The sequence below is a fragment of the Pseudomonas sp. BNK-30 genome (assembly GCF_047456185.1).
Classification (GTDB): Bacteria; Pseudomonadota; Gammaproteobacteria; order Pseudomonadales; family Pseudomonadaceae; genus Aquipseudomonas; species Aquipseudomonas putida_E.
This window is the reverse complement of the sequence record NZ_CP179904.1, coordinates 5,018,486-5,029,172: the sequence shown is the minus strand read 5'-3', so window position 1 is coordinate 5,029,172 and position 10,687 is coordinate 5,018,486. Positions and strand designations below refer to the sequence as shown.

At 61.6% G+C, this 10,687-nt stretch carries 12 protein-coding genes; 7 read left to right on the top strand and 5 right to left on the bottom strand.

Annotation, left to right across the window (positions count from 1 at the left end; translation table 11 throughout):
* The first annotated feature begins 27 nt into the window (after positions 1 to 27).
* Positions 28 to 690 (top strand): GMP/IMP nucleotidase, encoded by a 663-nt coding sequence (gene yrfG / locus ACMGGN_RS23270; protein WP_046788237.1) that lies wholly within the window; start codon positions 28 to 30, stop codon positions 688 to 690.
* A gap of 114 nt (positions 691 to 804) precedes the next feature.
* Here yrfG and lysM read toward each other — a convergent pair whose 3' ends face one another.
* On the bottom strand, positions 805 to 1,245 hold the full coding sequence (gene lysM, locus ACMGGN_RS23265; protein WP_046788236.1) for a peptidoglycan-binding protein LysM: 441 nt from the start codon (positions 1,243 to 1,245) through the stop codon (positions 805 to 807).
* 192 nt (positions 1,246 to 1,437) lie between these two features.
* On the opposite strand from lysM, the gene fdhD reads away from it, so the two are divergent.
* The 3 genes from fdhD (at position 1,438) to ACMGGN_RS23250 (ending at position 5,313) form a co-directional block, all read left to right on the top strand.
* Positions 1,438 to 2,268, top strand: a complete 831-nt coding sequence (fdhD, locus tag ACMGGN_RS23260; protein ID WP_115273120.1) for a formate dehydrogenase accessory sulfurtransferase FdhD — start codon at positions 1,438 to 1,440, stop codon at positions 2,266 to 2,268.
* A 5-nt stretch (positions 2,269 to 2,273) separates the two neighbouring features.
* Positions 2,274 to 4,619 carry an FdhF/YdeP family oxidoreductase gene (locus ACMGGN_RS23255; RefSeq protein ID WP_414156320.1) on the top strand — a complete coding sequence of 782 codons (2,346 nt, stop codon included), beginning with the start codon at positions 2,274 to 2,276 and terminating at the stop codon, positions 4,617 to 4,619.
* 214 nt (positions 4,620 to 4,833) lie between these two features.
* Entirely contained in the window at positions 4,834 to 5,313 is a 480-nt protein-coding gene (locus ACMGGN_RS23250) for a glycine zipper domain-containing protein (protein WP_012316712.1), read from the top strand.
* Between the two features lie 54 nt (positions 5,314 to 5,367).
* Here ACMGGN_RS23250 and ACMGGN_RS23245 read toward each other — a convergent pair whose 3' ends face one another.
* A complete protein-coding gene (locus ACMGGN_RS23245) occupies positions 5,368 to 5,808 on the bottom strand; it encodes an acyl-CoA thioesterase (protein ID WP_039604534.1) in 441 nt (146 codons plus the stop codon).
* A 101-nt stretch (positions 5,809 to 5,909) separates the two neighbouring features.
* Here ACMGGN_RS23245 and ACMGGN_RS23240 point away from each other — a divergent pair, with 101 nt between their 5' ends.
* Positions 5,910 to 6,374, top strand: a complete 465-nt coding sequence (locus tag ACMGGN_RS23240; protein ID WP_223255173.1) for a hypothetical protein — start codon at positions 5,910 to 5,912, stop codon at positions 6,372 to 6,374.
* Positions 6,374 to 6,646, top strand: coding sequence for a type II toxin-antitoxin system mRNA interferase toxin, RelE/StbE family (locus tag ACMGGN_RS23235; protein WP_012316715.1), 273 nt, complete (start codon positions 6,374 to 6,376; stop codon positions 6,644 to 6,646). Before ACMGGN_RS23240 ends, ACMGGN_RS23235 begins: the two co-directional genes overlap by 1 nt.
* Before the next feature lie 51 nt (positions 6,647 to 6,697).
* Here the strand turns inward: ACMGGN_RS23235 and ACMGGN_RS23230 are convergent, their stop codons facing one another.
* Both ACMGGN_RS23230 and hslO read right to left on the bottom strand, forming a co-directional pair.
* Entirely contained in the window at positions 6,698 to 8,239 is a 1,542-nt protein-coding gene (locus tag ACMGGN_RS23230) for a phosphoenolpyruvate carboxykinase (RefSeq protein WP_012316716.1), read from the bottom strand.
* A gap of 179 nt (positions 8,240 to 8,418) precedes the next feature.
* Positions 8,419 to 9,318, bottom strand: a complete 900-nt coding sequence (gene hslO / locus ACMGGN_RS23225) for an Hsp33 family molecular chaperone HslO (RefSeq protein ID WP_012316717.1) — start codon at positions 9,316 to 9,318, stop codon at positions 8,419 to 8,421.
* Between the two features lie 119 nt (positions 9,319 to 9,437).
* Here hslO and ACMGGN_RS23220 point away from each other — a divergent pair, with 119 nt between their 5' ends.
* Complete coding sequence (locus ACMGGN_RS23220; protein WP_119687937.1) at positions 9,438 to 10,232, top strand: phosphatase PAP2 family protein; 795 nt, start codon at positions 9,438 to 9,440, stop codon at positions 10,230 to 10,232.
* Positions 10,233 to 10,258: 26 nt separating this feature from the next.
* Here the strand turns inward: ACMGGN_RS23220 and ACMGGN_RS23215 are convergent, their stop codons facing one another.
* Positions 10,259 to 10,660, bottom strand: coding sequence for an RNA-binding S4 domain-containing protein (locus tag ACMGGN_RS23215; RefSeq protein WP_012316719.1), 402 nt, complete (start codon positions 10,658 to 10,660; stop codon positions 10,259 to 10,261).
* Between the last annotated feature and the right edge of the window lie 27 nt (positions 10,661 to 10,687).

Below are 10,687 nucleotides of genomic sequence, written 5' to 3'. Positions count from 1 at the left end.
GGCTTGCCGACTGAACGAGAGTTTCCCATGCCTGTTCTTCCCTGGTCTGCCATCGATACTGTCCTGCTGGACATGGACGGCACGCTGCTCGATTTGCACTACGACAACCGCTTCTGGCTGGAGCACCTGCCCCAGCGCTACGCCCAGGTGCACGGCGTAAGCCGGGCGATGGCCGAAATGGAGCTGCAGCCGCTGTTCGAACGCAATGCCGGCACGCTCAACTGGTACTGCCTGGACTTCTGGAGCCGCGAGCTGAACTTGCCGATCCGCGAACTCAAGCGCGAGATCGCCGACCTGATCGCCCTGCGCCCAGACGCCGATACCTTCCTGGCAGCGATCCGCCAGGCCGGCAAGCGCGTGGTCATGATCACCAATGCGCACCGCGATTCGCTGTCGTTGAAGCTGGAGCGGGTGGAACTGGCGCCGTATTTCGAGCGGCTGATCAGTTCGCATGATTACGGCTACCCGAAAGAAAGCCCGCAGTTCTGGGATGCGTTGCAGGCCGATATCGGGTTCGAGCCTGGGCGCAGCCTGTTCATCGACGACACCTTGGCCATTCTGCGCAGTGCCCAGCGGTTTGGCGTGGGGCATTTGCTGGCCGTGCGCCAGCCCGATAGCCAGGCGGCGCCGCGCGATACCCAGGAGTTTGCGGCAGTCGAGGATTACCGGGAGTTGCTGGTAGGTCTTTAAGGCCAGATCGCCGGCAAGCCGGCTCCCACTGGGTTTGCGCTGAACTTGAGAGCAGCGGAGTACCTGTGGGAGCCGGCTTGCCGGCGATTGGCCGGAGCAAACGATAGAGATCTGTCAGTCCGGAATCCGCAGCACCTGCCCCGGATAGATCTTGTCCGGGTGCTTGAGCATCGGCTTGTTGGCTTCGAAGATCTTGTTGTACTGGCCGGCGTTGCCATACACGACCACGGCAATGGCTGACAGCGTGTCACCCTTTTTCACGGTTACGAACCGCGCAGCCTGAACGACCGGCCCAGTTACAGTGATCTGATCATCAACGCTGGCCACACCACTTATGTTGCCGGCCGCGAGGATGATTTTCTCCTTCTCCTCCTGGCTGGCCACCTCGCCCTTGAGGGTGATCTTGTCACCCTCTACCGTAGCGGTGATGTTCGGGTTGCCCAGGCCGACGCTCTCCACGTGTTTCTTCAACTGCTCCTCGGCATTGGCATTGCCTGGGGTCAGCAGGTCGATCAACTTCTCGCCGGCTTCCTTCACGAAACTGAAAAGGCTCATTGCGTTCTCCATGTTGACGATAACCTCGGAAACACGAGTCTAGGCCAGGATTTCCTCCCCCGCCCCACTGCGACCAATCGACGCGGTCTATCAAGGCATAGACCCTAGCGATTAGACGTGACCGGCCCGCAGGCCTAGGCTGGTGCTATCAAAAAGCCGCCGGTAGTCAGCGCCGATGAACAACCAGCCCCGATGAACAGCAAACCTCCGGTCTGCGCGGCCTCGACGCCTCTGGCCTTGCCTGCCGCCAGCAACACCTACGATTACGTCCAGCTCGACGACGCTGCGCGTGCCAGCACGCCGCTGGCCGAAGAAGTCGCCCTGGCCATCGTCTACAACGGCCTCAACCAGGCCGTGATGCTGGTCAGCCCCACCGACCTTGAAGACTTTGCGGTCGGCTTCAGCGTTGGCAGCGGCATTGTCGATGGCACCGCAGACATCTACGACCTGAAGCTTTCCGGCAGCGGCTCGGCGTTGTACGCCGACCTGGAGATTTCCAGCCGCGCATTCTGGAACCTGAAAAACCAGCGCCGCCAACTGGCCGGCACCAGCGGTTGCGGCCTGTGTGGCGTCGAAGCCCTGGAGCAGGCGCTGCCGGAGCTGGCCGAGCTGCCTGGCGCGCCATTGCCACCGGCGCAGTGGCTGGTGGGCCTGCGTGAGCGCATCGATGCCTTCCAGCCGCTGGGCCAGCACTGTGGCGCCGTGCATGCGGCATTGTTCATGAACGCCCAGGGCGAACTGCTGCTCGGCCGCGAAGACATTGGCCGCCACAACGCCCTGGACAAGCTGATCGGCGCCCTGCTGCGCCAGGGCATCGCCACCGAAGGTGGCCTGGCGATCGTCACCAGCCGCTGCAGCCTGGAACTGATCCAGAAAGTCCTGCGGGCCGGCATCCAGACGCTGGTCAGCCTCTCGGCTCCTACCGGCCTTGCCCTGCAATGGGCGCGCAAGCACAACCTCAACCTCATTCATCTGCCCAAACACAGTGCACCGCGGGTCTATAGCCCAGCGGCGGAGTCGTAATAGCCGTGACCTCGTACCAGCCTCTTCCAGACAACGCCCCAGCCTCCCCACCACGCTACAAGCCCTACTACGGCCCCGCCGGTGGCTGGGGCGCCTTGCGCAGCGTGGCCAAGGCCTGGGTTGGCAGCGACAATGCGCTGAAGAACCTTCGCGCCCTGCTCAAGACCAACCAGAATGGCGGTTTCGACTGCCCCGGTTGCGCCTGGGGCGACTCGCCCGAAAGCGGCATGGTCAAGTTTTGCGAGAACGGCGCCAAGGCGGTCAACTGGGAAGCCACCAAGCGCCGAGTCGATGCGGCCTTCTTCGCCCGCTACAGCGTCAGCGCGCTGCTTGAGCAGAGTGACTACTGGCTGGAATACCAAGGTCGCCTGACCGAACCGATGGTCTACGACCCGGCCAGCGACCGCTATCAGCCGATCGCCTGGGATGCAGCCTTTGCCCTGATCGCCCGAGAGCTGAACAACCTGGCAAGCCCCGATCAGGCCGAGTTCTATACCTCCGGGCGGGCCAGCAACGAAGCGGCGTTCCTGTACCAGCTGTTCGTGCGTGCATACGGCACCAACAACTTCCCCGACTGCTCGAACATGTGCCACGAGGCCAGTGGCGTAGCCTTGGGGCAAAGCATCGGTGTGGGCAAGGGCACTGTCACCTTCGATGATTTCGAACACGCCGATGCGATCTTCGTCTGGGGCCAGAACCCCGGCACCAACCACCCGCGCATGCTCGACCCGCTGCGCGATGCCGTGAAGCGTGGCGCCCAGGTGGTGTGTATCAACCCGCTCAAGGAGCGTGGCCTGGAGCGCTTCCAGCACCCGCAGAACCCGCTGGAAATGCTGACCAACAGCGACCGGCCGACCAACACGGCGTTCTTCCGCCCGGCCCTGGGCGGCGACATGGCGCTGCTGCGTGGCATGGCCAAGTTCCTGCTGCAGTGGGAGCGTGAGGCGCAGGCCAAAGGCGAGCCGGCGGTATTCGATCACGTATTCATCGCCGAGCATGGTCACGGTGTCGATCAGTACCTGGCGGCAGTGGACGCCACCTCGTGGGCGCACATTCAGGAGCAGTCGGGCCTTGAGCTCGCAGACATCGAGCTGGCTGCACGCATGTACTGCCGCGGCAAACGGGTGATCATGTGCTGGGCGATGGGCATCACCCAACACCGCCACTCGGTGCCCACCATCCAGGAAATCGTCAACCTGCAGATGCTGCGCGGCAACATCGGTGTGCCTGGCGCAGGGCTGTGCCCGGTACGCGGCCACAGCAACGTGCAGGGCGACCGCACAATGGGTATCAATGAACGCCCGCCGGTGGCGCTGCTCGATGCCATCGAAAAACGCTTCAATTTCCCGGTACCGCGGCACAATGGCCACAATACCGTCGAAGCGATCCACGCCATGCTTGACGGCCGCGCCAAGGTGTTCATCGGGCTGGGTGGCAACTTCGCCCAGGCCACCCCGGATACCGAGCGTACCGCCCAGGCCCTGCGCAACTGCGCGCTGACCGTGCACATCAGCACCAAGCTCAACCGCAGCCACCTGATCCACGGCAAACAGGCGCTGATCCTGCCGTGCCTGGGCCGCACCGATATCGACCTGCAGGCCGACGGGCCACAGGCGGTCACCGTTGAAGACTCTTTCAGCATGGTCCATGCCTCCAACGGCCAGCTCAAGCCGCTATCGACCCACATGCGCTCGGAGCCGGCAGTGGTTGCCGGCATCGCCGCTGCCACACTTGGCAAAAACCCGGTCGACTGGCACTGGCTTGTGGCCGACTACAACCGTATCCGGGACTTGATCGGCGACACCATTGCAGGCTTTGCCGACTTCAACCAGCGCCTGAGCCACCCAGGCGGCTTCTACCTGGGCAACAGTGCAGCCAGCCGCCAGTGGAAGACCACCAACGGCCGCGCCAACTTCAAGGCCAACCTACTGCCGGACACCCTGCTCGACGAGCGGGTACGCGCCAGCGGCCAGGTACCGGACCTGATCATGCAGTCCATGCGCTCGCACGATCAGTACAACACCACCATCTATGGCCTGGACGACCGCTACCGTGGCGTGCGCGGCCAGCGTGACGTGCTGTTCGTCAACGAGGCCGACATCATCCGCCTGGGCTTCCAGCCGGGGCAGAAGGTCGACATCGTCTCGTTGTGGGGCGATTCGCATGTGCGCCGTGTACAGGGCTTCACCCTGCTGGCTTTCGATATCCCGGCTGGGCAGGCGGCGGCGTACTACCCGGAAGTGAATCCGCTGATCCCGTTGGAAAGCATCGGTGAGGGCAGCCATACACCGACCTCCAAGTTCGTCGCCATCAAGTTGGAGCGGGCGCGCGACGACGGGCGAATCGTGTAATCGAACCGTACGGGTAAAAACGAAAAAAGCCCTGTTCCACAGGGGTTCAGGGCTTTGTCACAATTACCTCAGACACACGAAAATCGATAAAGTTTCATCGATAAAACAGTAACTTAGAGAATTGTGTACAACTCGTGCTACTCGTCGGATTTTCGTTGCCAGCGGCCTCAAGGAACTGCAAATTCGCCCTCGTCATCCTTATGAGGCTCTCTTGATGAAGAAGTACTCCTCGATTCTGTTGTTGTCTTTCAGCTTGCTCAGCGGCGTTGCCATGGCCGGTGGCAATACCGAGGCCGGCATTGGCGGCGCATTGGGTGGGGTACTCGGCTCCGTAGTGGGCAACTCCATCGGTGGTAGCACTGGCGGCGCCATTGGTGCCGGCCTGGGCGGTGCGGCCGGCGGTGCCCTGGGTGCCGACAAGCGCCAGCGTGGTGAGGCCGCTATCGGCGGCGCACTGGGCGCTGCAGGCGGTAACGTGGTCGGTCGCTCGGTCGGCGGTACCACCGGCAGCTACATTGGTGCAGCCGCAGGCGGCGGCGCCGGTGGCGCGCTCGGTAACTACCTGGGCAACAAGGCCGATGATGACGACCGTCACGACGATCGCCGCTACCGTCGCGGCTACGACGACCGCCGTCATTACGACCGTGGCCGCCACTACGGCCACCGCAAGCACAAGCGCCACTGGCGCGACTGATACCTGAGACCATCCTCAGGCAGCAAGAGCCCCGCCCTCACCCGCGGGGCTTTTTCATGCCTGCGAACCGAGCTGCAGGCCCGACAAAATGACTTGCAGCGCCTCCGGCAGCGGTACCGGCCGGCCGCTGGCGCGCTCGATGAACACCTGCACCACGGTCCCTGCCGCACAAGCATCGGCCTCTCCCGGGCGATACAGCGCCAGCCGGTACTCCACCGTGCTGCCTGCAAGGCGAGTGACGCCCAAACCCACCTCTAGCACGTCCGGAAAGCCCGGCAGCGCGAAAAAGTCTGCTGCCGAACTGACCACGAACGCCGCCAGCTCACCTTCACGCAGGTCGAATTCAGCTTGCTCGACCAGAAAGGCCTGGATGGCGGTTTCGAAGAAACCATGCACCGTGGCACCGGCAATGTGGCCGTTATGGTCGTTGTCCTGGGGGCGGGTGAGGATGGGGTGGAAGTGGGAGAACGCGCTGCGCTGGGGGGATTCGGTCATGAGATATCCACAATTGGTTACACCGTGAGGAAGCTTCCCACACCAAGACAGGAAGGACTATAGTCGCAATCAACTATAGATTGCATACCATGGTGTATCTGATGAAACTGAGAAAGACACCGATGCCAACTCATCAATTAGATCATGCCAACTTGAGCCGACTGGTGGAATCGGGCCGAATCAACGCTACGCACATCGTCGGCCAACCGGGTGGCTGGGCCATCCAGGTCGATATCAATCAGCAAGAGCACCTGCTGATTGCCCAACGTAGCGGCAACGTAAGGCTTTTCAAAAAGTTTGAAACCTTGGTCATCTACCTGCGTGAGATGGGCATCGACCATTTCGAGGTGGACACCTCAGCCTTTGATCCTGGCCTGATGAGCACTTACCAACGTCCTGATCGCGCTCAAGCGTTGAAGCGGGCTCATGAAGCAGCCGCTTATGAGGCGTGGTTCGCAGAGCAAGTCGAAGCAAGCCTGAACGATTCGTCGCCCGCGATGGAGGATGAAGAAGCAGAGCTGCTGTTCGCGGCTCGCCGCAGCGAACTCAAAGCCAGAGTCCGCTGATGCGCCTGGCTTGGCGTGAGATGGCCCGCAATGATCGCTTTCGCATTATGGACCATATAGCCCAGGACAATCCCGCTGCCGCCATTTCACTAGACGAAAAATTTGCCGAAAAAGCCAGGCTCGCTGCGCAGACTCCTTCCATGTACAAACCCGGGCGCTATCCGGGGACCCGGGAAATCATCATCCACCCCAACTACGTGATGGTCTATCGGATTACAAGGGAAGCCGTGGAAATCATCCGCATCCTGCATGCAAGGCAGCAATGGCCCTGAAACACAAAAGCCGCCCTTGGGGGCGGCTTTCTCGTTGCAACCGGCGACAGCTTACAGCTGTGGGCCAGCAGCCTTGATTGCGTCGGACACTTCGAACTTCTTGAAGTTTTCAGTGAACAGCTTGGCCAGGCCTTTTGCAGCTTCGTCGTAGGCAGCTTTGTCAGCCCAGGTGTTGCGCGGGTTGAGCAGCTCGGTCTCGACGCCCGGAACGGCCTTCGGCACGTCCAGGTTGATGATGTCCAGGTGCTCGGTCTCGGTACCGACCAGAGCGCCGCTCTGGATGGCAGCAATCACGCCACGGGTGGTCGGGATGCTGAAGCGCTTGCCGACGCCATAGCCACCACCGGTCCAGCCAGTGTTGACCAGGTAGACCTTGGAGCCGAAGGCGTTGATACGCTTGATCAGCAGCTCGGCGTATTCGCCAGCCGGGCGCGGGAAGAACGGTGCGCCGAAGCAGGTGGAGAAGGTCGACTTGATGCCGCCGCCCGAACCCATTTCGGTGGAACCGACCAGCGCGGTGTAGCCGGACAGGAAGTGGTAGGCCGCCTGCTCGTTGTTCAGGATCGAAACCGGAGGCAGAACACCGGTCAGGTCGCAGGTCAGGAAGATGACTGCGTTAGGCTCGCCACCCAGGTTGGCTTCGGCGCGCTTGGCGACGTGCTCCAGCGGGTAGGCGGCGCGGCTGTTCTGGGTCAGGCTGACATCGGCATAGTCGGCGTGCTTGTTGCCGTCCAGGACGACGTTTTCCAGCACGGCGCCATGCTTGATGGCTTTCCAGATGACCGGCTCGTTCTTCTCGGACAGGTCGATGCACTTGGCGTAGCAGCCGCCTTCCATGTTGAAGACAACGCCTTCGCCCCAACCGTGCTCGTCGTCACCGATCAGGTAACGGCTTTCGTCAGCCGACAGGGTGGTCTTGCCGGTGCCGGACAGGCCGAAGAACAGGGTTACGTCGCCTTCTTCACCGATGTTGGCAGCACAGTGCATTGGCAGCACGTCGGCAGCCGGCAGCAGGAAGTTCTGCACCGAGAACATGGCTTTCTTCATTTCGCCGGCATAACGCATGCCCGCGATCAGCACTTTCTTGGCGGCGAAGTTGATGATGACGCAACCGTCGGAGTTGGTGCCGTCACGCTCAGGCACGCACTCGAAGTTGGCAACGTTGAGGACCTGCCACTGGTCGCGGCCAGCCGGGTTGAACTGCTCAGGGTTGATGAACAGGCAACGGCCGAACAGGTTCTGCCAGGCGGTCTGGGTGGTCATCTTCACCGGCAGGTAGTGCTCGGCGGCAGCCCCTACGTGAACGTAGGAAACGAAGTGATCCTGGGCGTTGTTGAACGCCTCGACGCGGTCCCACAGGGCATCGAACTTGTCGGCCGGGAACTTGCGATTGATCGGGCCCCAGGCGATAGCGTCCTGGGTGGAAGGTTCTTCGACGATGAAACGGTCAGCCGGCGAACGGCCAGTACGGTGCCCGGTCTCGACGACCAATGCGCCGGTATCGGCTAGCACGCCTTCACCGCGTTGCAGCGCTTCTTTTACCAGCTCATCGACGCTCAGGTCGGTGTACACGGTGTTGTTGGCTTGCGTCATGAGATACCCCATCCGGCCCGAGGCCGAGTGCTCCAAACGTTTTGTAGTTGTCTGTAAAAAACTACTACAGCGAAAAAAGTGGCCGGATTATGCCAGAAACGCCCAAAAAAAGTAGGCCCCTCCTGTCGTAACTGCCCTTTTGCGCAATTCGACAGGAGATTTCCCTGAAATTAAACGTTTCAGTGGCGAGTTTCTGACGCCGTGTCAGTGCCACCACCGGCAAACAGTTGTGCCACATCGCTGGCATCGAAGAAATAACGCTCGTTGCAGAACTGGCAATCGATCTCGACCTTGCCCCCGCACTCCTCAACCAGCTGCTTGGCATCCTGCTCGCCAAGACTGACCAGCGCATTGCCGGAACGTTCGCGCGAGCAGCTGCATTTGAAGCGCAGCGGCTGGATATCGAACAGGCGTACCGCGTCTTCATGATAGAGGCGGTGCAGCAAGGTTTCGTTGGCCTCGGCCCACTCCTGCGGCTTGAGGGTGTTGGCCAGGGCAATCACATGCTGCCAGCTGTCCTCGCGCTCTTCTTCGTCACGCTGGCGATCCACCGGCAACTGCTGCAGCAACAGGCCGCGAGCCTTGCCGCCTTCGGCGTTGAGCCAGAAGCGCGTGTTGAGCTGCTGAGACTGCACGAAGTAATTGGTGAAGCACTCGGACAGGTTTTTGCCGTCGAGCTCGACAGTACCCTGGTAGCGCTGGCCTTTGACCGGGTCGATGGTCAGGGTCAGATGGCCGTCGGGCATCAGCTGAGCCAGGGTCGCGTCGGCTGCTATCTGGTCCGCTTCGTAACGCGCCATGCCGCGGATGTCGCGCTCGCCCGAGCACTCCACCATCAGCAGGGGGATGGGGCCAGCAGAACGCGCCTGCAGGATCAGCAAGCCGTCGAACTTCAGCGCGCCCACCAACAGCGAGGTAGCGGCCATCAGCTCACCGAGCAATGTGGCAACGGGCTGTGGGTATGCATGACGAGCCAACACCGCGGCGTAGCTGTCATCGAGTGCCACCCACTCGCCGCGAATATCGCGGTCGTCGAAGATGAAACGTTGGGTGAAATCGGTATCCGGCAAATCGCTCATAGGTTTTGGCTATCTAGAAATGATGACAAAATGGTTACACGGGATGTCGAACACTCGCGAGTTCCCGTGACAGAGCGCTCACAAGGCGCTCCGATTCCTGATTGCAATAGAGGTATTTTATGGACAATCGACCACTGTTAAAAGCAAGGTGGTCTTGGGGCCCCTTGGCAGCCTGCACTTTGCTGCCCATCGCTCTACTGTGTTTCTGGTTATGGCCCTTTGGCCAGATCCTGTGCCTGACTTTCGACGAATGGCTGTTCCACAGCCTCAATGCACCGCTGGCCGACAACACCACCTGGCGCTATATCTGGACCATCGGCAGCCTGCGCCCCTTCGACATCGTCGTTGGCCTGGTCCTTCTGGCCGTGCTGATTCGGGGCGACTGGGTGTTCAAGGCCAGCCAGGTGCGTGAAGCCTTCTTCGGCTTTTTGGTTACGCTGATCCTCTTAGTGGTGATTCGCGCGCTGTTTTCCAAGTGGGTAGATGCAATGGGCTGGCAGCATGACAGCCCATCAATGGTATTCACCAACGTTGTGCACCTGAGCGACTACTACCCGAACCTTGAGAAGGCATGGGAGCTGAAAGACCGTTCCAGCAACAGTTTCCCGGGCGACCACGCCTCGGTATTGCTGATCTGGGCCTTGTTCATGAGCCTGTTCAGCCGGCGCCTGGTCCAGCACCTCGTGATCTGGGGCCTGGCGTTGCTGTTCATGCTGCCGCGCCTGGTTGCAGGCGCGCATTGGGGGCAGGATGACTACATCGGTGGCTTGCTGATGGCGGTGCTGGCGTTGGGCTGGAGCTGCCATACGCCGCTGGCGGCCAAAGGTAGCGCGTTGCTGGTGCGGTGGACGGCGCCTTTGTTTGCCCTCGCTGGCAGGCTACCGCTGGTCGGGCGCCTGGCGGTGGTCCGCTAGACGGCTGGGGCGGCTGCCCAGCCCATTCAATCAAAATTGCCGTGCAGCTGGTGAATCTGCCGCCGCTGCTTCTTGTTCGGCCGGCCGTCGGTGGTCACGCCCATCGCCCCGGCCTTGCGCAGCTCGGCTGCCTGCTCGCGGCGGCGCACACTCTCCTCGGTTTCTGCATACAGGGCCTGCGCTTCAGGCGCGCCCCGGCGTACCACCGACAGCGCCTTGACCACCACGGTACGCTCGTCGAAACCGGTACGCAGCACGAACTCGTCACCCACTCGCGGCTCCTTGCCGGGCTTGCAGCGCTCGCCCCGGCAATGCACCTTGCCACTTTCGATGGCGGCCTTGGCCAGCGCCCGGGTCTTGTAGAACCGCGCCGCCCACAACCATTTGTCCAGGCGTACCTTGTCGTCTTCTTCCGCTTTGTGTGCCATCCCGTTGCCTCGAATTCTGTCTTTCAT

What these genes read in the sequence shown, in the direction of transcription:
- ACMGGN_RS23245 (WP_039604534.1), bottom strand. Translation starts at nt 5,808, where the DNA reads ATGACCGAATCCCCCCAGCGCAGCGCGTTCTCCCACTTCCACCCCATC.
- ACMGGN_RS23240 (WP_223255173.1), top strand. Translation starts at nt 5,910, where the DNA reads ATGAAACTGAGAAAGACACCGATGCCAACTCATCAATTAGATCATGCC.
- hslO (WP_012316717.1), bottom strand. Translation starts at nt 9,318, where the DNA reads ATGAGCGATTTGCCGGATACCGATTTCACCCAACGTTTCATCTTCGAC.
- ACMGGN_RS23250 (WP_012316712.1), top strand. Translation starts at nt 4,834, where the DNA reads ATGAAGAAGTACTCCTCGATTCTGTTGTTGTCTTTCAGCTTGCTCAGC.
- ACMGGN_RS23215 (WP_012316719.1), bottom strand. Translation starts at nt 10,660, where the DNA reads ATGGCACACAAAGCGGAAGAAGACGACAAGGTACGCCTGGACAAATGG.
- ACMGGN_RS23220 (WP_119687937.1), top strand. Translation starts at nt 9,438, where the DNA reads ATGGACAATCGACCACTGTTAAAAGCAAGGTGGTCTTGGGGCCCCTTG.
- yrfG (WP_046788237.1), top strand. Translation starts at nt 28, where the DNA reads ATGCCTGTTCTTCCCTGGTCTGCCATCGATACTGTCCTGCTGGACATG.
- lysM (WP_046788236.1), bottom strand. Translation starts at nt 1,245, where the DNA reads ATGAGCCTTTTCAGTTTCGTGAAGGAAGCCGGCGAGAAGTTGATCGAC.
- ACMGGN_RS23230 (WP_012316716.1), bottom strand. Translation starts at nt 8,239, where the DNA reads ATGACGCAAGCCAACAACACCGTGTACACCGACCTGAGCGTCGATGAG.
- fdhD (WP_115273120.1), top strand. Translation starts at nt 1,438, where the DNA reads ATGAACAGCAAACCTCCGGTCTGCGCGGCCTCGACGCCTCTGGCCTTG.
- ACMGGN_RS23235 (WP_012316715.1), top strand. Translation starts at nt 6,374, where the DNA reads ATGCGCCTGGCTTGGCGTGAGATGGCCCGCAATGATCGCTTTCGCATT.